Source organism: Modestobacter sp. VKM Ac-2977, assembly GCF_026968045.1.
Classification (GTDB): Bacteria; Actinomycetota; Actinomycetes; order Mycobacteriales; family Geodermatophilaceae; genus Modestobacter.
The window spans coordinates 765,035-784,957 of sequence record NZ_JAPVBQ010000002.1; the positions used below are offsets into that span (position 1 = coordinate 765,035).

The 19,923-nt window shown below is 74.0% G+C and carries 17 protein-coding genes; 9 read left to right on the forward strand and 8 right to left on the reverse strand.

Annotated elements, in window-relative coordinates; all coding sequences use genetic code 11:
- Positions 1-6 precede the first annotated feature (6 nt).
- Both O2V63_RS11295 and O2V63_RS11300 read right to left on the reverse strand, forming a co-directional pair.
- On the reverse strand, positions 7-1,107 hold the full coding sequence (locus tag O2V63_RS11295; RefSeq protein ID WP_269167617.1) for a DUF4192 domain-containing protein: 1,101 nt from the start codon (positions 1,105-1,107) through the stop codon (positions 7-9).
- 152 nt (positions 1,108-1,259) lie between these two features.
- A complete protein-coding gene (locus tag O2V63_RS11300) occupies positions 1,260-1,553 on the reverse strand; it encodes a Dabb family protein (protein WP_269163856.1) in 294 nt (97 codons plus the stop codon).
- Positions 1,554-1,617: 64 nt separating this feature from the next.
- Here O2V63_RS11300 and O2V63_RS11305 point away from each other — a divergent pair, with 64 nt between their 5' ends.
- The 5 genes from O2V63_RS11305 to O2V63_RS11325 are packed head-to-tail and all read left to right on the forward strand — an operon-like array spanning position 1,618 to position 6,526.
- Positions 1,618-2,892: a glycosyltransferase family 4 protein gene (locus tag O2V63_RS11305; protein ID WP_269167618.1), complete on the forward strand. Its 1,275-nt coding sequence runs from the start codon at positions 1,618-1,620 to the stop codon at positions 2,890-2,892.
- Complete coding sequence (locus O2V63_RS11310; protein WP_269167619.1) at positions 2,886-3,659, forward strand: class I SAM-dependent methyltransferase; 774 nt, start codon at positions 2,886-2,888, stop codon at positions 3,657-3,659. The genes O2V63_RS11305 and O2V63_RS11310 overlap by 7 nt, the downstream gene beginning before the upstream one ends.
- Positions 3,652-4,713 carry a prenyltransferase gene (locus O2V63_RS11315; RefSeq protein WP_269167620.1) on the forward strand — a complete coding sequence of 354 codons (1,062 nt, stop codon included), beginning with the start codon at positions 3,652-3,654 and terminating at the stop codon, positions 4,711-4,713. Before O2V63_RS11310 ends, O2V63_RS11315 begins: the two co-directional genes overlap by 8 nt.
- A 29-nt stretch (positions 4,714-4,742) precedes the next feature.
- Complete coding sequence (locus O2V63_RS11320) at positions 4,743-5,594, forward strand: glycosyltransferase family 2 protein (protein ID WP_269167621.1); 852 nt, start codon at positions 4,743-4,745, stop codon at positions 5,592-5,594.
- The gene (locus O2V63_RS11325) at positions 5,594-6,526 is read left to right on the forward strand and encodes a glycosyltransferase family 2 protein (protein WP_269167622.1); all 933 of its coding nucleotides are present in this window, start codon (positions 5,594-5,596) and stop codon (positions 6,524-6,526) included. The genes O2V63_RS11320 and O2V63_RS11325 overlap by 1 nt, the downstream gene beginning before the upstream one ends.
- Positions 6,527-6,545: 19 nt before the next feature.
- Here the strand turns inward: O2V63_RS11325 and O2V63_RS11330 are convergent, their stop codons facing one another.
- Positions 6,546-7,154, reverse strand: a complete 609-nt coding sequence (locus O2V63_RS11330; protein ID WP_269167623.1) for a TPM domain-containing protein — start codon at positions 7,152-7,154, stop codon at positions 6,546-6,548.
- Positions 7,155-7,377: 223 nt separating this feature from the next.
- The gene (locus O2V63_RS11335; RefSeq protein WP_269167624.1) at positions 7,378-8,112 is read right to left on the reverse strand and encodes a 4'-phosphopantetheinyl transferase family protein; all 735 of its coding nucleotides are present in this window, start codon (positions 8,110-8,112) and stop codon (positions 7,378-7,380) included.
- Between the two features lie 246 nt (positions 8,113-8,358).
- Between O2V63_RS11335 and O2V63_RS11340 the strand changes: the two genes are divergently transcribed.
- From O2V63_RS11340 to O2V63_RS11350, 3 genes are read left to right on the forward strand one after another with little or no spacing between them, the layout of a single operon-like run.
- The gene (locus O2V63_RS11340) at positions 8,359-12,513 is read left to right on the forward strand and encodes a Pls/PosA family non-ribosomal peptide synthetase (RefSeq protein WP_269167625.1); all 4,155 of its coding nucleotides are present in this window, start codon (positions 8,359-8,361) and stop codon (positions 12,511-12,513) included.
- Positions 12,514-12,515: 2 nt separating this feature from the next.
- A complete protein-coding gene (locus O2V63_RS11345; RefSeq protein ID WP_269167626.1) occupies positions 12,516-13,868 on the forward strand; it encodes a heparan-alpha-glucosaminide N-acetyltransferase domain-containing protein in 1,353 nt (450 codons plus the stop codon).
- A 2-nt stretch (positions 13,869-13,870) separates the two neighbouring features.
- A complete protein-coding gene (locus O2V63_RS11350; RefSeq protein WP_269167627.1) occupies positions 13,871-14,590 on the forward strand; it encodes a BPL-N domain-containing protein in 720 nt (239 codons plus the stop codon).
- Positions 14,591-14,678: 88 nt separating this feature from the next.
- On the opposite strand, the gene O2V63_RS11355 is transcribed toward O2V63_RS11350, so the two are convergent.
- Positions 14,679-15,731, reverse strand: a complete 1,053-nt coding sequence (locus O2V63_RS11355; RefSeq protein WP_269167628.1) for a hypothetical protein — start codon at positions 15,729-15,731, stop codon at positions 14,679-14,681.
- A 371-nt stretch (positions 15,732-16,102) separates the two neighbouring features.
- Between O2V63_RS11355 and O2V63_RS11360 the strand changes: the two genes are divergently transcribed.
- A complete protein-coding gene (locus O2V63_RS11360; RefSeq protein WP_269167629.1) occupies positions 16,103-17,542 on the forward strand; it encodes a M1 family aminopeptidase in 1,440 nt (479 codons plus the stop codon).
- Positions 17,543-17,555: 13 nt separating this feature from the next.
- Here O2V63_RS11360 and O2V63_RS11365 read toward each other — a convergent pair whose 3' ends face one another.
- From O2V63_RS11365 to O2V63_RS11375, 3 genes are read right to left on the reverse strand one after another with little or no spacing between them, the layout of a single operon-like run.
- Positions 17,556-17,888, reverse strand: a complete 333-nt coding sequence (locus O2V63_RS11365) for a TraR/DksA family transcriptional regulator (protein WP_269167630.1) — start codon at positions 17,886-17,888, stop codon at positions 17,556-17,558.
- Between the two features lie 43 nt (positions 17,889-17,931).
- Positions 17,932-18,555, reverse strand: a complete 624-nt coding sequence (locus O2V63_RS11370) for a class I SAM-dependent methyltransferase (RefSeq protein WP_269167631.1) — start codon at positions 18,553-18,555, stop codon at positions 17,932-17,934.
- Positions 18,552-19,826 carry a YibE/F family protein gene (locus O2V63_RS11375; RefSeq protein WP_269167632.1) on the reverse strand — a complete coding sequence of 425 codons (1,275 nt, stop codon included), beginning with the start codon at positions 19,824-19,826 and terminating at the stop codon, positions 18,552-18,554. Before O2V63_RS11375 ends, O2V63_RS11370 begins: the two co-directional genes overlap by 4 nt.
- Positions 19,827-19,923 lie beyond the last annotated feature (97 nt).

Genomic DNA, 19,923 nt, shown 5'->3' on the forward strand with positions numbered 1-19,923 from the left:
GGCCGCTCACCACCGGGTGTCGAGCGGCGCGCTGGCCTGCCGGATGAGCCGGCGCATCTCGGCCGGGGCGAGGCAGGCGTCCAGCGCCGAACGCAGCAACCCGGCGAAGGTGTAGCTGGGCTCGCTGCGCAGGGCTCGCTCCAGCGCGACGTTGGCCAGCGCCCCGCCGCCGCGCACCCATGCGCTGACCGCCAGCAGGGTCGCCGGCGCCGCGTCCAGCGGCGCCGGCGACCGACGGGTCAGCTCGGTCCACAGCGCCTCGGCGGCCGCCGCGGACTCCCCCAGCGCGAGGGTGAGGGCCCGGTCCCGCAGGTCGTGGTCACGCAGTCCCCAGGCCAGCCGGGCCACCTCGTGGTCCGACAGCCGCGCGCCCGCACCCCCGTGCTCGCCGGGGCCGGCTGCCTCGACCGCCGCCAGCACGGCCGCCCAGCCCTCCTCCACGAGGACGTCCCAGCCCAGCTCGGCCGTCCGCTGCGCCAGCGCGTCGCCCACCTCGTCGCAGGCCCGGGCCATCGCCTCCGCCGCCAGGAAGCCGACCGGTGCGATCCGCCGGACCAGCGCTGCCCGCTCCTCCTCCACCACCTGCCCGTCGACCACGCTGGCCACGGCGAGCTCGCTGGTGCCGGTGGGCAGCGGGGTGCCCGCCTCCGGCGCGCAGCACGCCGCCGGGCAGTCGTAGGACCACCAGCGCTCCCGCCGGACCAGGAGGGCCTGACGGAGCGGGACGCCCACGGCGTCCAGCGCCAGCACGACCTCGTGGACGAGCTCCCGGTGCGCGAGGTCCTCGGCCGGGGCCGGCTGGAGGGCGTCAGGCCAGCCGCCCGGGGTCGCCGGCTCGTCGGCGGCCTCGGAGACGACCACCAGGAGCGCTGCCGTCGGCCCGTCGGTGAGCAGCGAGCGCACCAGGCCGGAGACGACCTGGCTGCGGTGCTCGGGCGGCGGCAGGTCGACCCGGGCGGTGAGCCCCACCCGCTGGCCCGGCGACTCGCGCAGGCTCAACAGCACCAGCGACTCGCGCGGCCGGAAGCCGAGCAGGTGCGGCAGCGCCGAGACCACCTCCCCGGGGTCGGAGAGACGGATGGTCAGGGGCTCCTGCGGATCGGTCATGGGCTCGACCCTGGTTCGCCCGGTGCCGATCCGGGCCCGCCGGAGCGACGTTGTGGACAGCGGCGCCGGCTGTGGACGGCGGCCGGCAGAGCGGTCACCGCCTGGCGCACCCTCCCGGCGTGCACCCCACCCGAGTGGCCGGTCTCCCGGCCTCAGACCTCGTACTGGACCGCCGACCGGCTCGCCAGGTGCGGCTTCACGTGCTCGGCGATCACCGCCAGGTGCCGGGGGTCGGCGGCGTAGGCACGGAACGCCTCGACGTCGGGGAAGTCGGCCACCAGTGCGGTGTGCGCGTTCCCGTCCACGAGCCCGGCGTCGGGACCGACCGCGAAGGAGGTCATCCCACCGACCTCCTCGGGCAGCCGGCCGAGCGCGGCGACCGTGGCCTCGCGCGTCTGCGGGGAGGTGTCCTCGGTCCAGGTGAACAGCACGACGTGGCGCAGCATGAGCGCACCCTGCCAGGCCGGTCCGGGCACCGGCCAACCGGAGCGCCCTCGTTACAGTCCGGTCATGGGACGGTCGTTGCGGGTCGCACTGCTGTCCTACCGCAGCAAGCCGCACAGTGGCGGGCAGGGCGTGTACGTCCGGGCGCTGTCACGGGAGCTGCGCGAGCTCGGGCACCGGGTCGAGGTGTTCAGCGGCCAGCCCTACCCGGAGCTGGCCGACGGCGTGCCGCTCACCCGGGTGCCCAGCCTGGACCTGTACCGCGAGCCCGACCCGTTCCGCACTCCTCGGCCCAGCGAGTTCACCAGCCCGATCGACGTGGCCGAGTGGCTGGCCATGTGCACGGCCGGCTTCCCCGAGCCGATGACCTTCAGCCTGCGTGCCGCCCGGCTCCTGGGCCGCCGCACCGCGGACTTCGACCTGGTGCACGACAACCAGTCGCTGGGCTACGGGTTGCTGCAGCTGCGTCGCCGAGGGCTGCCCACCGTCGCCACGGTGCACCACCCGGTCGCCATCGACCGCGACCTCGACCTCGCCGCGGCGCCCGGCCTGCGCCGGCGGCTGACGCTGCACCGCTGGTACGGCTTCACCACCATGCAGGGCCGGGTGGCCCAGCGGCTCAACGGCCTCACCACCGTCTCGGAGAGCTCCCGCCGGGACATCACCCGGCACATGGGCGTCCCGGCCGCCGACGTCGAGGTCATCCCCGTGGGCATCGACCCCGACGTGTTCCGGCCCCCGGCCGAGCCCGCCGTCCGGGAGGCCGCCCGGATCGTGGTGACCACCAGCGCCGACGTCCCGCTCAAGGGCCTGGTCCACCTGCTGGAGGCACTGGCCAAGCTGCGCACCGAGCAGGACGTGCGGCTCACCGTGGTCGGCACTGCCCGGCCCGGCGGGCCCGCGGCCGCCGCGCTGGACCGGCTGTGCCTGACCGATGCGGTCCACTTCACCGGGTCGATCCCGACCGAGGAGCTGGTACGGCTGTTGCAGACCGCCACCGTGGTGGCCATCCCGTCGCTGTACGAGGGCTTCTCCCTCCCGGCGATCGAGGCGATGGCCTGCGGCACGCCACTGGTGACGACCGACGCAGGTGCCCTCCCGGAGGTCGTCGGGTCGCACGCCGGGGTGCAGGTGCCGGCGGGTGACGTCGGCCGGCTCGCCGAGGCGTTGCGGCTGGTCCTGGACCACCCGTCGCTGTGCGACCAGCTGGGCCGCGCGGGGCGGTCCCGGGTGCTGAGCTCCTACACCTGGCGGCGTACCGCCGAGCGCACGGCCGAGTGGTACGGCGAGGTGCTCGACCGCCGGGCGGTCTCGACCACCCGGGGAGGCCGTCCGTGCTGACCGTCGACTACGACCTGCTCGACGTCCGGCCGGGCATGCGGGTGCTGGACCTTGGCTGCGGCGAGGGCCGGCACGCGTTCGAGGCCTACCGGCGCGGGGCGAGCGTCCTCGCCGTCGACTGGGGGCAGCAGGAGGTGGCCACCACCGCGGAGTGGCTGGGTGCGATCGCCGCCGCCGGCGAGGCCCCGGCGGGCGCGTCCGCGGGGGTGGCGCGCGGCGACCTCCGCTGCCTGCCGGTCCCCGACGCCAGCGTCGACCGGGTGATCGCCTCCGAGGTGCTCGAGCACATCGTCGACGACCGCACGGCCCTGGCCGAGATCGCCCGGGTGCTCAGGCCCGGTGGCCGGGTCGCGGTGAGCGTGCCCCGGTACGGCCCCGAGCGGATCTGTTGGGCACTGTCGGACGGCTATCACGCCAACGAGGGCGGGCACATCCGCATCTACCGGGGCGACCAGCTGTGGGAACGGCTCGCCGGGGCCGGGCTGCGGCCGACCGACACCCACCACGCCCACGCGCTGCACGCCCCGTACTGGTGGCTCAAGTGCGCGGTCGGGGTCGACCGGGACACCGCACTCGTCCGCGGCTACCACCGCCTGCTGGTCTGGGACCTGGTGCGCCGCCCCTGGCTGACGCGGACCGCCGAACGGCTCCTGGACCCGCTGATCGGCAAGAGCCTCGTCCTCTACGCCGACAAGCCGGCAGTCGCCGCAGCGAGGCCGACCGCGGGAGAGGCCGCCGCCACCGGCGAGGCCCTCGCGAGTGCCTGAGGGCACGCCGGCGCTGCCCGAGGTCCCCGGCGTGCTCACCGCCGACCAGGTGCGCCGGACCGTGGCGGCGATCGCCGCCGAGCAGTCCGCCGACGGCGCCCTGCCGTGGTTCCGCGGTGGGCAGCTGGACGCCTGGGACTCCGTCGAGGCGGCGATGGCGCTCGACGTCGGCGGGGAGCACGACCGGGCACGCGCCGCCTACGACTGGCTGGCCGGGCGGCAGCGCGCCGACGGCTCCTGGGCCGCCGAGTACCGGGACGGCGCCGTCGTCGCCCCGGCGATGGAGAGCAACCACGCGGGCTACCTCGCCGTCGGGGCGTGGCACTCCTGGCTGTGCACCGGCGACGCCGAGGTGGTCGACCGGTTGTGGCCCACCGTGCGCCGGGCGCTGGACCTCGTCACGACGATGCAGCTGGCCACCGGGGCGATCAGCTGGGCGCTGCGCCCGGACGGGACGCCGGACGACACGGCCCTGCTCACCGGGAACGCGAGCCTGTTCCAGGCGCTGCGCGCCGGGATCGCCCTGGCCGACCTGGTCGGCGCGGCCCGGCCGGACTGGGAGCTGGCCGCCGCCGACCTCGGCCGGGCACTGCGGCACCAGCCCGCTGCGTTCGCCGACCGGTCGCGGTACTCGATGGACTGGTACTACCCGGTGCTGGCCGGCGCGCTCACCGGTCCGGCGGCCGAGGCGCGGCTGTCCGCCGGGTGGGACACCTTCGTCGTCCCCGGGCTCGGCGTGCGGTGCGTCGCCGACCGGCCCTGGGTGACCGGCGCAGAGACCTGCGAGCTGGCGCTGGCGCTCGCCGCCGCCGGCCGGCCGGCCGACGCGACGGAGCAGCTGGCCGCGATGCAGCACCTGCGGGCCGAGGACGGCTCGTACTGGACCGGCCTGGTCTACGCCGACGACGCCCGCTGGCCGGTCGAGCGCACCACCTGGACGGCGGCCGCCGTGGTGCTGGCCGCGGACGCCATCGCCGGCACCGGCCCGGCCGCCGCACTGTTCGCCGACCCGACTGCGCTGGACGGCGCCGCGGTGACGGAGGTCCTGGGTTGACGCTCCGACCGGTCGGGCACGATCACCCGGTGCGCACAGAGCCCAGGACCTCGGCGGTGACCTGCGTGGTGGCCAGCCGCAACCGCCGCGACGACCTCCTGGCCAGCCTGCCCCGGCACGAGGCCCCGGTGGTGCTGGTCGACAACGCCTCGACCGACGACACGGTGGCCGCGGTGCGGGCCGCGCACCCGGAGGTGACCGTCGTCCCGCTGGACCGCAACACCGGCGCCGTCGCCCGCACGCTCGGCGTCGCCCGCGCCGGTACGCCCTTCGTCGCCTTCACCGACGACGACTCCTGGTGGGCGCCCGGCGACCTGGCGCGCGGGGTGGAGATCATGCGCGCGCACCCGCGCCTGGGGTTGCTGGCCGCCCGGATCCTGGTGGGCGACGCCGAGGAGCTCGACCCGGTCTGCACCGAGATGGCCGACAGTCCGCTGGGCAGCGAGCCCGACCTGCCCGGCCCGTCGCTGCTCGGCTTCGTCGCCTGCGCCGCGCTGGTGCGGACCGAGGCGTTCACCGCGGTCGGCGGGTTCGACCGGGTCGTCCGCTTCCCCGGCGAGGAGGAGCGGCTGGCGCTGGACCTCGCAGCGGCCGGCTGGGGCCTGGCCTACGTCGACGAGGTCACCGTGCACCACCACCCCTCCACCCACCGGGAGACCAGCACCGCCCGGCAGGCGGGCATCTGGCGCAGCCGCGTGCTCACCGCACTCATGCGCTACCCGCTGCGCGACGTCGCCGGCCAGCTGGTCCGGACCGCGCGCGCCGGCCGTCCGGGCTGGCGGGGACTCGCCGGGGCGGTCCCCCGGGTCCCGGCCGCCCTGCGCAACCGGCGGGTGCTCCCCCGGCACGTGATGGCCGGGGTCCGGGAGCTCGCGGCATGATGAGCGAGCCGACCGGACCGGTGGCCGCGGACAGCGGCCGGGACCTCCGCGTCGCCGTCGTCGTCATCACCCACGACCGCCGGGACGAGCTGTTGCTGGCGCTGTCCCGGCTGCACGAACTGCCCGAGCAGCCGCACGTGGTCGTCGTGGACAACGGCTCGACCGACGGCACCGCCGACGCGGTGCGCACCCAGCACGCCTGGGTCGAGCTGATCGCCAGCCCGGAGAACCTGGGTGCGGTCGGCCGCAACCTGGGCGTGGCCCGGCTGGACACCCCGTACGTCGCCTTCTGCGACGACGACACGTGGTGGGACCCGGGCTCGCTGCGCACCGCGGCCGACGCGCTGGACGCCCACCCGCGGCTGGCCGTGGTCACCGCCCGGATCCTGGTCGAGCCTGGCGGTGTCGAGGACCCGATCGTCGCCGAGCTGCGCGACTCCCCCGTGGTCGGCGCCGACTGGCTGCCCGGACCTGCGTTGGGCAGTTTCCTGGCCGGTGCCAGCGTGCTGCGCCGGGAGGCCTTCACCGAGGTCGGCGGCTTCTCCGAGCGCCTGTGGCTCGGGGGTGAGGAGGAGCTGATGGCCGGGGACCTGGCCGCGGCCGGCTGGGAGCTCTGCTACCTGTCCACGATCGCGATCCACCACCAGGCCAGCACCGCCCGCGACCCGCACAAACGGCGGCAGGACGGCATCCGCAACACGCTGTGGACGACGTGGCTGCGCCGCCCGTTCCGGCCCGCACTGCGACGGACCGTGCACCTGCTGCGCACCGTCCCCCGCGACCGGGTCACCGCCCGGGGGCTGCTCGCTGCGGCCCGCGGCCTGCCCTGGGTGTTGCGCGAGCGGCGGGTGCTGCCCCCGCACGCGGAGGCCCGGTTCGCTGCCCTGGAACACGCCCAGCGCGGTTCCTCCGCCCGCCGTTACGTGAGCTGAGCCCGGCCGGGGTCGCCACTCAGCCCTGCTGCGCTCGGGCGGGACCGGACTCCCGGTTCGCCGGGGAGCTGCGACGGGAGACGAGGTAGAGCGCGGTCAGCACGCCGGTCAGGACGACCACGACCACCGCCGTCCTCGCCCCCGACCACGACGGCATGGCCGGGTCGACGACGTCGGTGGACTGCAGCCCGTCGGCCAGCGCCACCACCGCGCCGGACCAGTCCTCGTCCACGACGGCGGGCTCGACGTCCTCGTCGATCAGGGCCTCGACGGCGCCCGGCTGCAGGGTGGACTCGTCCCCGATCCACCACTCGTACGCGGCCTCGTCCGTCGCGACGGTCAGCAGGACCTCCTCGGGGCCGAGCTCGGACCGCATCGCGGTCAGCTCGGCCCAGTCGGCGTCGTCGGTCTCGCCGTCGAAGGAGGGCACGAAGACCGCGGACAGGGCGATGCCGGCTTCGCGGCGGAGCTCGGCCACGGCGCGTTCGGCTGCTCCCACATCCGCGCCGAGCACGCCGGCCTCGTCCGTGATCGCTGCGTCGATCACCATCGGCTGCTCGGCCATCGCGATCCCTGCGGGCAACGACCCGGTGATCAGGACGACCAACAACGCGATACGCGTGCGCACACACACTTCCTCTGGATCGATGGAACGGACAACCGGGTGGACGACGGCTCTCTGGTGACTGCGGCCGGAGTGGTCGTTCTCCTGTCGGCGAGCATGATCGACTGCGGAGTGCCCCGCAGCGAATGGTCGTCCATTCCGCGAACACGCGGAGGGTCCCGACAATTGCGTCAGTGATCGGTGACGACCAGTGAGCGAGAAGTTCCGGGAATGTGTTCGCGCTCACTCAGCGCCGGATTGACCCTTTCCGGTTCACCGCGGCCAGATCGGTGGATGAACGGACCACGGGGACGCCCGCCCCCGCGACGGCCACCAACGCCCGTCGCGCCGGGTCGCACCAGTCGACCAGGCGCAGGCCGTGGTACCGACTCACCGACCGTCCGGCCCGGTCGTGGCGCTCGACCACCCGGGAGAGGTCGATCCGGTGCGCCCCGTCCAGCGTCGCCGCTCCGGCCTTCACCAGACACTCCTTGCGGACCCAGTGGCGGAGGGCCAGCAGGGACGGGTCCGCCGCAGACCGCAACTGCCACTGCTCGGCCGGGGCGAGCCCGGGGAACCCGCCGGCCCCGGACCCGTTCGGCGGCAGCGTCTCGACGTCCACCCCGACCGGGTGCCACGACGCAGCCGCGACGACGGCACCACGACTGTGCGCCCAGCTGACGTGGACGTCCGGGGAGCCCGCGATCGAGGGGCGCCCGTGCCCCACCGCCCCACAGTCGGCGCACCACTGGTGCACGGCCAGGTCGGCCACCGGCCGTCCGCTGAGCGCAGCAGCGCACCGGCGGACCAGCAGGTGCGCGGCGACGTAGGCAGCCCGGTCCGCCGGGTCTCGCAGGGACGCGCTGCGCTGTCGTTCGGTGGCGCCGAGCAGGCCGACGTCGGTGTCGGCGAGGACCTCGGCGGGGGTGGCCACCGCGACCAGGGGTCGCCGGGCAGGCGCCCAGCGCATGCGTGCGAACACCGGGCCCTCCTTCCGGCACCTCGTCGACGCGACGGCGCGTGCGGTGACTGTCCGAACACGATCCATTGCAGAAAGAATTGATCATTGAGTTAGTGTTTGGCGCATGTGAACGCTCGGAAATTAACTGCGCACAGTGAGTCATGAACGCCAAAACAAATGTGAGTTCACCCGGAATTAGTGGCAGGACCCTGTGCTTCTCCCTAGCGTCGGACAAGATCCTTGATTGTCAACTTTGAGAGCGAGTCGATGGCGACGGAGAGCGACAGCCGGGAGTTCATCCCAGGCTTCACCACCCCCGGGGACCCCGGACTCGACACCGCGGACCGACGATTCTCCTTCTCGGAGAACGTCGCCGGGGCTCCGTCCCGACCGCAGCACGACACGACCCGGCTGTCGCAGTACTTCGAGCGGACCTCCGACGAGCGGCCCTCGGCGACCGCGCTGGAGTGCGACGGCGAGCGCCTGAGCTACACCGATCTCGACCAGCGGGCCAACCGGCTGGCGAACCACCTGCTCGGCCTCGGTGTCCGGTCCGGCGTCCGGGTCGGCATCCTGCTGGACCGCTCGGTCAACACCTACGTCGCCCTGCTCGCGGTGACGAAGACCGAGGCGACGTTCGTCCCGATCGACCCGGCGGCGCCGGCGGACCGGGTGCAGTTCATCGCCGAGGACTCCGACCTCGGCCTGGTGGTCACGACCTCCTCCTTCACCGCGACCTGCAGCGGGCTGCCCTGCCCGCCGTTGTTCCTGGACGAGCTGGGCGGCGACCTCGCGGCCGCCCCGAGCTGGCGCCCCGAACTGGAGACCGGCGGCGACCCGGTCGCCTACATCATCTACACCTCGGGCTCCAGCGGCCGCCCCAAGGGCGTCGAGATCGCCCAGTCGAGCATCTGCAACTTCATCGGCATCGTGCCGGTCCTGTACGGCGTCGAGCCGACCGACCGGGTCTACCAGGGCATGACGATCGCGTTCGACTTCTCCATCGAGGAGATCTGGCCGACCTGGGCGGTGGGCGCGACCCTGGTCGCCGGGCCCACCGACGGGCGCCGGGTGGGCTCGGGGCTGGCCGACTTCCTGGCCGAGCAGGAGATCACGATGATCTACTGCGTCCCCACCGTGCTGGCCACCCTCGACCGCACCCTCCCGCTGATCCGCACGGTGAACGTCGGCGGCGAGGCCTGCCCGCGGGAGCTCGTCGACCGCTGGGGTCCGGGCCGCCGCATCCTGAACACCTACGGCCCGACGGAGACCACGGTCACCTGCACGATGGCCGAGCTGTACCCCGGCAAGCCGGTGACGATCGGGCGCCCGCTGCCGACCTACCGCGTCACCCTGCTGGACGACGAGCGCCGGCCGGTGGCCAACGGCGAGGTCGGCGAGATCTGCGTCGGCGGCCCCGGGGTGGCCCTCGGGTACGTCAACCGTCCCGACCTGACCGCCGACCGCTTCCTCCCCGACCCGAACGGCTTCCCCGGTGAGCGGCTGTACCGCACCGGCGACCTGGGGCGTTTCCTGCCCGACGGCGAGCTGGAGTACCTCGGCCGCGCCGACAGCGAGGTCAAGGTCCGTGGCCACCGCGTCGACCTCCAGGAGATCGAGGGGATGCTGCTGCAGCACGACCGGGTCACCGCCGCGGTCGTCACGCTGCTGGAGGCGCCGGAGACCGGCGGAGAGCTCGCCGCCTACGTGATCCCCCGCCCTGGGGACGATGCCGAGGGCCTCGTCGTCGAGCTGCACGACCTGGTCCTGGAGCAGCTGCCGCCCTACATGGTCCCGGCGTTCCTCGACGTCGTCTCGACCATCCCGATGCTGCCGAGCGGCAAGGCCGACCGGAAGGCGCTGCCGGAGCCGCAGGGCCCGCGCCTGATGCGGGACACCGGGGCCCACGTGCCCCCGGACTCCCCCACCGAGGCGTGGGTGGCCGGGATCTGGGAAGAAGCGTTCGGTCTGCCTGGCGGATCGGTGTCGGTGGAGGCCAACTTCTTCGACGCGCTCGGTGGCCACTCGCTGCTCGCCGCGCGGATCATCTCCACGATGCGCTCCAGCGACCTGGGCGCCGGGCTGTCCATCCTCGAGCTCTACCGGCACCCGACGGTCCGTTCGCTCGCCGCGCACCTGGAGGAGGACGCCCGGGCCGGTGAGGCCATCGCCGAGCCGCACCTGCGCCGCCCCGTGCAGTCCTCCCGCCGCCGGGTCGCCGCCTTCGGCTCGGCCCAGCTCGCCACCTTCTACGCCATCGTCCTGCTCTTCCTGTTCCCGGCTGCGGTGGTCTACGCGCTGAACGACGGCGAGCCCTCGGTCACCCTCGTCCTCCAGCTGGCCCTCGCGCTGCCGGCGTTCTTCCTCGTCGTCCGCTGGGTGCTGCCGGTCGTCGGCTCCCGGCTGCTGTCCCGGGGCCTGCAACCCGGTGACCACCCGCTGTGGAGCTGGACCCACCTGCGGGTCTGGACGATCCAGAAGCTGATGGTGATCTCCCCGCTCACGGTCCTGAGCGGATCACCGTGGGCAGCCACCTACCTGCGCCTCGCCGGAGCACGGATCGACGACGACTGCCACATCGGGACGTCGGAGATCAGCCTCCCCGCGATGCTGGACGTGGGCCCCGGGGCGACCCTCGGCTACGGCACCCAGTTGCACGGCCACCGCATCGCCGACGGCGTCCTCTCCCTCGGGGTCGTCTCCGTGGGTGCCGGTGCGACCCTCGGCTCGCAGTCCCTGCTGGAGGCCGGCTCGGCGGTCGAGGACCGCGGCGTGCTGCGTGAGCAGTCGCTGCTGCCCGCCGGCCAGGTCGTCCCCGCCGGGGCTACCTGGGCCGGGTCACCGGCCCAGGCCTCGACCGAGCCGACCGACCCGGTGCTCGCGCTGATGACCGGCTGCACCGCGGCACCGACCACCTGGTCGCGTCAGCTGCGGACCGGTTTCGCCGCCGGCATCGGGCTCCTGGAGCTGCTGCCCTTCCTCGTGCTGCTGCCGGTGGTGGCGCTGGTCTGGTGGGTGCTGCTCACCTTCGGCCTCGGCGCCGCCGTCCTCGCCACCGCGCTGTCGGGGCCGGTCTTCGTGGCAGCCTCCTGCGCGCTCATCCTGGGCTCCCGTCGGCTCGCCCTGACGGAGACGCCGCCGGGGGTGCACCACGTGCGCTCCAAGCTCGGGCTGGAGAAGTGGCTGGGCGACAAGCTCCTCGAGATGAGCCTGATGCTCAACAACAGCATGTACGCGACGCTGTACACCTCCATCTGGCTGCGGGCCATGGGCACCAAGGTCGGTCGTGGCGCCGAGGTCTCCACGATCGCCAACATCGACCCCGACCTGCTCACCCTCGGCGAGGGCAGCTTCGTCGCCGACATGGCCAGCGTCGGCAGCGCCACCTACGCCAACGGGCACGTGGCCTTCCAGGTCACCGAGGTCGGCGCGCGCGCCTTCGTCGGCAACGCCGCCTTCATCCCCTCCGGTTCACACCTGGGCGAGGGCTCGCTGATCGGCGTGCGCAGCGTGCCGCCGACCACCGGCGTCGAGGCGAACAGCTCCTGGCTGGGCTCCCCGCCGATCAACCTGCCGCGCCGGGAGATGTTCGAGGAGTACACCGAGGCGGAGACCTTCACGCCCAGCCGCCGCCGGGTCCGCGCTCGGTACGCCATCGAGTTCCTGCGGATCGTGCTGCCCAGCTCGATCCTCGCGTTGGCGATGTTCGCCACGCTGTACGGGGTCTCCCTGCTCGCGGCGAACCAGAACGCGTTCGTCACCGTGGTGGTGGCACCGCTGATCGCGCTGCTGTCCAGCCTCACCGTCGTGGTGGCGGTGGCCCTGCTCAAGTGGGCCATGGTCGGCCGGTACAAGCCGCGGGTCCGTCCCCTGTGGAGCGGGTTCGTGCGCCGCACCGAGTTCGTCACCGGCATCTACGAGGCGGCCGCCGTCCCGGCGCTGCTGACCTGGCTGACCGGCACCCCGTTGCTCGGCCCGCTGCTGCGGCTCTACGGGGCGAAGATCGGCCGGCGGACGCTGATCGACACCACCTACCTCACCGAGTTCGACCTGGTGACACTGGGCGACGACGTCTCCGTGGGCACCAACGCCTCGCTGCAGACCCACCTGTTCGAGGACCGGGTGATGAAGATGGACCACGTCATCATCCGGGACCGGGCCAGCGTCGGGGACAAGTCCGTGGTCCTCTACGGCTCCACCGTCGAGGAGGACGCCACGATCGCCGACCTCTCCCTGGTGATGAAGGGCGAGGTGCTGCCCGCCGGCACCGCGTGGAGCGGCATCCCCGCCCAGAAGGTCGGCCGCGCGCCGGCCAGCACGCTGCCGGTGCGGGACGACCCGTCCCTCGACAGCCCGGCGGTCGACAACCCGACCACCGAGAGCCGTCAGCTCAGCACCGCGTCGAACAGCCGGGAGGTGTGACCGTGTCGCAGACCAGCGCGCACCAGAACATCGTGGCCCCGCTGCCGCCGGAGCTCCCGACCGCGACGGCAGCGGCCCTGCCGCACAGCTGTGCCCCCACGCAGCCGGGTGACGTCGCCGGCACCCCGGCCGAGGGCACCCCCGCGGGTCCGTCGGCCGCGGCGCCCCGGCGCCCGAAGGCGCGCCTGGTCGGGATCGACGCCGCCCGCGGCGTCGCCCTGGTGGGCATGATGTCGGTCCACCTGATCCCCGCGGCCACCACCGACGGGGACGTGTCGTGGGCCTGGCTGCTGTCCAACGGCAAGGCCTCGGCGTTGTTCGCCCTGCTCGCCGGCGTCGGCATCGCCTTCTCCACCGGTGGGCGCCGGCCGCCGAGTGGCCTGGCCTGGCGGGCCGGCGCACTGTCGCTGCTGACCCGGGCCGTGATCATCGCGGCGATCGGCCTCGCCCTCGGCTACGTCGTCGGCACCGGCGACGCCGCGGTGATCCTCACCTACTACGGCGTGCTGTTCGCCCTGGCCATCCCGTTCCTGCGGCTGTCCACCCGCGGCCTGGTGGTGGCGGCCTCCGTTGCGGCGCTCGTCATGCCGCTGGTCAGCTACGGGCTGCGCAGTGAGATGGCGCCAGTCGCCTGGGCCAACCCGACGCTGACCGACCTGGTCACCGACCCGCTGGGGCTGCTGTCGCGGCTGACCCTCACCGGGGTGTTCCCCGCCCTGGTCTGGATCGCCTACCTGCTGGCCGGCATGGCAGTGGGTCGGGCGGTGCTCGCCTCGCGGCGGGTCGTCGGCCAGCTCACCCTGATCGGACTGGGACTCGCGCTGGCGGCCAGCCTGCTGTCCATGCTGCTGCTGACCGTCGGCGGTCTGGGCAGCCGCCTGCGCGTGGACGCGCTGCAGACCATGGAGTTCGAGCTCTACCAGGACACCCTGACCTGGGGGCCTTCCGGGGCGACGCCGACCAACAGCCCGTGGTGGCTGGCGGCCATGGCACCGCACAGCGGCAGCCCGCTCGACCTGGCCTTCACCATCGGGGTGGCGCTGGCGGTGCTGGGCGCCTGCCTGCTGCTCGGCCGGGGTCTGCAGCCGCTGCTGCGCCCGTTGGCCGCCGCCGGCAGCATGACGCTGACCCTCTACAGCGTCCACCTGCTGCTGGTCGCCGCGCCGCTGCCCCGCGGCGTCCTCAACCTGGTCGTGCAGGTCGTCGTGCTGGTGGCCTTCGCCCTGGTCTGGAACCGGAGCCACCTGCGCGGGCCGCTGGAGGAGCTCGTCTGGCAGGTCACCGACGCCGTGCGACGGAAGGTGCTGGGGTCCTCGGGCGCCCACCGGGCGCCGGTCGCCACGACCGGCAGCTGATCGTGTTCGGGCGGGGCACGTTCGGGCGGGGCGGTGACCGGCGCCTGGCGCTGGTCTACCGGGGCCCGGCCTCCACGGCTGGGTGCCCCGAGGCGGTGGCCGGTGCGCTGGCGAGGAGCCGGTGGGACCTCGACGTCCGGTTCGTCGGGCCCAAGGAGCGCCTCGCGGTGGAGCCGGCGGTGCTCGCCTCCGCCGTCCTGTACGCCCAGCCCGGCGGCGGCGAGCTCGACAAGGCCTGGCGCAAACTCCGCCGCCAGGCCCCGGCGGTCCGTGACTACGTCGCCGGCGGGGGCCGCTACCTGGGCTTCTGCCTGGGCGGTTACCTCGCCGGGGAGACCCCCGGTTTCGGGCTCCTGCCCGGGGACACCGACCAGTTCATCACCTCCCCGGGGGCGTGGCCGACGCACACCGACGACACGGTGGCGACCGTGATCTGGGACGGCCGCCGCCGAGAGGTGTTCTTCCAGGACGGCGCCTGGTTCGACCTCGACCCCACCCGGGGGCCGGCCGAGGTGCTGGCCACCTACGAGAACGGGCTGCCCGCCGCGGTGGTCGCGCCCTTCGGAGCCGGTGCGGTCGGCGTCGTGGGGCCGCATCCGGAGGCGACGCCGGACTGGTTCACCGACTGCGGCCTGCCCGTACCGGCGGACCTGCGGGCCGACCTCACCCAGGACCTCGTCGACCGGGTGATGCAGCTCGGTCAGGTCGCCCCGGCTCACTGAGCACGCCCAGCACAGCACACAGGCCACCGCGGGGAGCCCGAGCTCCCTGCGGTGGCCTGTGTCGTGCGGCGTGGCCGGAGCTGCCGGCTCAGCCCTCGTCGAGGAAGGCGGCCACGATGGCGCCGAACTGCCCGTTCCGGCTGTGGCCGACCCCGGCGGGGGCGACCAGTCGGGTGTCGAGGCCCTGGGCCGCGTACCACCGCTCCCCGGCCTGCGCACCGTAGGGACCGGAGAGCGCGTTGAACCCGCCGTTGCCCCCGGTGTCGTTGGCCCCGGTGTCCCAGCGCAGGACGACCTTGCCCTTCACGTCGGCAGGGATGCTGACGCGACCCGCCGGTGCGCCACCGCCACCGATCGCGATGACACCACCGCCGCCGGACCACAGGCCCGGGTGGGCGGGGAAGACGAAGCGGGTCGCCGCCTGCGCACCCGAGGAGTAGCCAGAGAACCACAGCTCACCGGCGCCGTACTGGGCCTTCGTCTCGGCGATCAGCGCTGCGAGGTACTTCGCGTACCCGGCGGCGTCCCCCCGCTCCCAGCACTTGCAGGAGCGGTTCGGGCTGAACGGCGCCACGAGCACCATGTTGCGCGCCTTGGCCACGGCAGCCAGCCCGTTCGGCCCGCCGATCGCGTAGGACTGGGTCGGGTTCTCGACGCCGTACTCGCCGGTGCCGTCGGCGTACACCAGCAGGCCGATCGGCTTCGCCGGATTGATGCCCTCGGCGAAGACCCGGTAGTCGGCGGTGTACCCCGCGGCACTGAAGGACGTCGTCCGGTTGGTCAACGGCACGGTGGGAGCCGTGTTCGTCGGGGCGGTGACGGCCGGTGCCGGGGCGGGTGCCGGGGCGGGTGCCGGAGCGGGGGCGGGAGCCGGGGCGGGGGCGGGAGCCGGGGCCGGAGCCGGGGCCGGAGCCGGGGCCGGCGCCGGAGCCGGGGCGGGAGCCGGAGCCGGAGCCGGAGCGGTTGCCGTGGGCGCCGGCTTCTGGGTGCCCCGACGGGCCCGCTCGCTGTGCCGCGCGAGCTTCTCGGCCCGGGCGGCCTCGAGCTGGACCGCGGTCTCCGCCTGCGGCTGGACGTTGCTCACCGGTGACGCGACGGGCGAGGTGTCAGCGACGCTGGTGGCGCCGAACGTGGCGGTCACGCAGAGGAAGGCAGCGGCGATGCCCGTCCGCGCACGCCGGCCGCGGCGGGTGGAGAGGGCGGACAGGAAGCGGCGGCCATGGCCACTCCGGGTGTGACGTCTGGACAAGAAGAGACCCCTCCGAGCGTCCGTCACCGGGGTGCGGACGGTGTGCGGTGATTACGGAACTGATCGTTACACGCACTTTCTGCATCCGTAAGGTCACGCTCGGTCCACAGTTGACTCGTTCGTCACAGCAGTAACAGCCGCCTCGCGAGTGTGGTTTCCCGGCCCGCCGGGACTGCCGAGGACTCGTGGGTGGCCCGAGTTGCACACAACCGAGACAATGGGAGGCGACGGGACGATCCCGTCGTCCATCTCGAAGGGCAGTGATGCGCGCGGGTCGTCGTCGGGCCGCGGCCGCCGCGCTCACCGGAGCCGTGCTGCTCGGTGGCTGTTCCACGAGCGACTCCCCCGACCCCGCGCCCCAGCCCACGTCCGCCCCGGAGGCCGCAGGCTGGCCCGGACCCCGGGCCGACCGGCCGGTGGTCGACCTGCGCTTCGACGTCGCCGAGGACCTGGAGACGATCGCCGGTGCGGAACGGGTGGTCTTCACCCCTGACCTCGACACCTGCGTGCTGGTCTTCCGGTCCTGGCCCAACAAGCCGGCCACCGCACGGGCGGGCAGCGGGCTGACCGTGTCCGAGGTCCGGGTCGACGGCGAACCGGCCGAGGTGCGCGACGTGCCGGCCGGAGCCCCGGAGAGCGCGCCCGCCGGCACGCTGCAGGAGGTGCCGTTGACCACGTGCGCGGAGGCCGGCGAGGAGATCATCGTCGACCTCGAGTTCGAGGTCGAGCTCGGCCCCGACGTCAACGAGCGGGTGGGCACCGCCGACGACGTCGACGTCGCCTGGTTCGCCACCGCCTTCCCGTTGCTCGCCTGGGAGCGCGGGCGGGGGTGGGACCGCAGCCCCGCCGTCGCCGTCGCCGGCGAGATGACGGTGAGCGAGGACTTCGAGCTGGCCTCGCTGGAAGTGGTCGCGGACTCCCGGTACGAGGTGCTCGGCACCGGCCAGGCGGTCGGCACCTCCGACGGGCCCGGCGACACCACGGTCCACGAGTTCACCGCCCCGTCCGTCCGGGACGTCGCGGTGACCGTCGGGGAGCTCGACGTGCAGTCGGCGGAGGTCGGCGGCGTCCGGGTGCACGTGGGCCTGGACGAGGGCGTGGACAAGGCCACCCCGCAGGAGTGGCTGGCCCAGCTCGAGGAGTCGATGGACGCCCTCGTCGCGTTGCTCGGTCCCTTCCCCTATGACGACCTCTGGGTCTCGGTGCTGTCCAGCCAGACGAGCGGCATCGAGTTCCCCGGGGCGATCCAGTTCGGCGACGCCGACCCCGACTTCCGCCGGGCGCTGGTGACCCACGAACTGGCGCACATGTGGTTCTACGGCCTGGTCGGCAACAACCAGGCCGTGCACCCCTGGCTCGACGAGTCGTTCGCGACCTTCGTGCAGATGGTCGTCCACGGAGAGGGCTCGGCCAGCATGGCCGACCTGCCGGGGTCCCGCCGGCACGGCGTGGGCGAGCCGATCCAGTACTGGGAGCAGTTCCGCCGGCCGAGCGCCACGTACTACGACACCGTCTACACCGTCGGCGGGGCGACCCTGGTCGCCGCCCGGAACCGGGTGGGCGCCGAGGCATTCGACGCCGCGCTGCAGGACTACCTCCGCGCGAACGCCTGGTCGATCGCCACCCCGGACGACGTCCAGGAGGCCTTCGCCGAGCTGCCCGAGGTGCTCACCGAGCTGGAACGGGTCGGCGCGCTCCCCTGACCGGCGCCGTGGCTCAGTGGGCGCAGGCGATGCAGGTGCGGGCCTGCGGGCGGGCAGCCAGCCGCTCCGGGGCGATCGGCTGCCCGCAGTCGGCGCACCGGCCGTAGTCCCCGGTCTCCGCGCGGGCCAGGGCGTCGTCGACGTCGGCCAGCCGGCGGCGGGCCTGGTCCAGCAGCGCCGCGACCTGCTGGCGCTCGAAGGCGATGGTCGCACCCTCCGGGTCGTGCTCGTCGTCGGCATTGGACGACCGGGACGCGGCGACCACCTCGTCGAACTCCCGGGTCAGCGCGTCGATCTGCGCGAGCGTCTCGGCCCGGGCGCGGGTCAACTCGTCGGTCACCGTCATCGCGCCATCGTCGCGCACCGTGGCCCGTCGGGACGCGGCCCCGTCAGGACGACGTGCGCTGGAGCAGCCGCAGCGAGCCGGTGCCGGGCAGCTCGGTGAACTCCCCCGACCCCAGCACCCGCTGATAGACCCCGAACGGCGCCTGCCCGCCCTCGGCCGGGTCGGGGAAGACGTCGTGGATGGCCAGCGTGCCGCCGACGGCGAGCTTCGCCACCCAGGCGTCCTGGTCGCGGCGCGCGGACTCCTCGGTGTGGCTGCCGTCCAGGAACAGCAGGGCCAGCGGGGTCGACCACAGCGGTGCCAGCACCTCCGACCGGGTGACGACGGCGACCACGACGTCCTCTGCACCGGCGGCAGCGACGGTGCGCCGGAAGCCCGGGAGGGTGTCGATCCGCCCGACCAGCGGGTCGACCAGCGACGGGTCGTGGTACTCCCAGCCGGGCTGGTGCTCCTCGGAGCCGCGGTGGTGGTCGACGGTGACCACCTGCCGGCCGGTCTCCCGGGCGGCGGCGGCCAGGTACAGCGCCGACTTGCCCAGCCAGCTGCCGATCTCCAGCAGCGGCCCGGGCACCTGCACCGCCTGCGCCGCGGCGTAGAGCGCCCGGCCCTCCTCCGGTGGCATGAAGCCGGGTGCGGCGGCCGCGGCGGCCAGCAGGTCGGAGGTCATCGGGCGGCTCCCTCGGTGCGGTCGGCCGGCAGCTCGGCGGGTGCGGGGGTCGCCGACGTCGCCGCGGCCGCCACCAGTGCGCCGATCAGCGTGGTCACCGGGACGGCGAGCACGAGCGCGATCCCACCGACCAGCGTGCGGACGACCTCCTCGCCCACCACCGAGCCGGTCAGCGTCGTCCAGAACGGACGCTCGTAGATGTCGAAGAGCAGCAGCAGCGGCAGCGCGGCGCCGGCGTAGGCGAAGACGATCGTGTAGATCGTGGAGGCGATGTGGTCGCGCCCGATCGCCATGCCGCGCTGGAACAGCTGCACCCAGCCCATCTCCGGTGACACCTCGTGCAGCTGCCAGACCGCGGACGCCTGGGTGATGGTGACGTCGTTGAGGATGCCCAGCCCGGCGACGACGAGGGCGGCCAGCACCAGGCCGGAGAAGTCCAGGGTCGGGTCGAACTGGAGCAGTTGCACGGCCTCCTCGTTGGCCAGGCCGGTGAGGTGCGCGGCGGCGACGGCGATCGTCCCGAGCACCGCGCTGAGCGCGAGCCCGAACAGGGTGCCCAGCAGCGCCGTCGTCGTCCGGGCGTTGAAGCCGTGCGCCAGGTACAGGACGACGTACATGATCGCCGACGAGCCGACCAGGCTGACCCATATCGGCGAGGACCCGGCCAGCAGGCCGGGCAGCATGAACTGCAGCAGGACGAAGAACGCGAACACCAGGCCGAGCAGCGCGAGCAGCCCGCGCAGCCGGGCCACCGCGCCCACCACCAGCGTGAACGCGAGCGCGAGGGTGATGATCGGGGTGCTGCGCGGGAAGTCCTGGAACGAGTACGTGACCTGCCCGGTGTCGATGCCGGGGTCGCGGTTGAGCACCAGCTCGTCGCCCACCTCGATGCCCTCGGCCACCACCTCCGAGGACAGCTCGACCTGCACGTAGTCCCCGGAGCTGTCGCCCTCGGCGACGACCAGGACCGCCCGGGCACAGACCTGCGCGGGCGCATTGCCGGTCGCCGCGGCGCACTCGTAGGTCTCCAGCGAGACGATGGTCGCCTCCGGGTAGGTCGTGCCCGGCGGCTGGAACGACTCCGCCGCCCGCTGCGCCGCGGTCTGCTCGCTGCTGGGCCACAGCACCAGCAGGCCGACCAGCGTGGCGATGCCCACCGGCACCAGCACGAGCAGCATCAGCCGGACGGCGGTGCGGCGACGTGCGACCGCGGCCGGGTCGGGTGGGCGGACCTCGCCCTCGGGTCCGTGGACGTGGGAGTGGGCCGACACCCGGACAGGCTAGGTGGCCGGACGGCCGATCCACGGCCGGACGGCCGGACGGCGTCGCACCCGCCCCTCGCCTCCCGGGCGTCCCCCGCGGCGCCGC